Origin of the sequence: Paracraurococcus lichenis (assembly GCF_030657435.1) — a bacterium.
Classification (GTDB): Bacteria; Pseudomonadota; Alphaproteobacteria; order Acetobacterales; family Acetobacteraceae; genus Paracraurococcus; species Paracraurococcus lichenis.
The window spans coordinates 1-362 of record NZ_JAUTWS010000535.1 but is presented as its reverse complement, the minus strand read 5'-3'; the positions used below and the strand labels follow the sequence as shown (position 1 = coordinate 362).

Below are 362 nucleotides of genomic sequence, written 5' to 3'. Positions count from 1 at the left end.
AGGTCGAAGGGCTTGCGCAGGATCGGCCAAGTGGAACTGCGATAGGTGCTGTAGCCCGTCACAAAGATCACCTTGACCTTGGGTCGCAGCAGGAGAGCCCGCTCTGCAAGACCGGGGCCGTCCAGCCCTGGCATCCGGACGTCCGTCACCAGCACCTCGATCTCCGGGTGCGATTCGATGGCGCCGAGGGCGCGCTCGCCGTCGGCCGCGTCGTACACCTTCATGCCAAGCGACATGCAGTGCTCCGCCATGATCTCCAGGATCATCGGCTCGTCATCCACCACCAGCGCGACCCGGCCCGCGAGTGTGCTGTCGGCCGGCGCTCCAGCCAAGCCAGGTGCGGCGGTCGTACCGGCCTGCAC

General features: G+C 67.1%; 1 protein-coding gene. It reads right to left on the bottom strand.

Annotated features, from left to right (window positions below):
* The coding region (locus tag Q7A36_RS41135; RefSeq protein ID WP_305109531.1) for a response regulator at nucleotides 1-362 on the bottom strand (362 nt) is incomplete at both ends.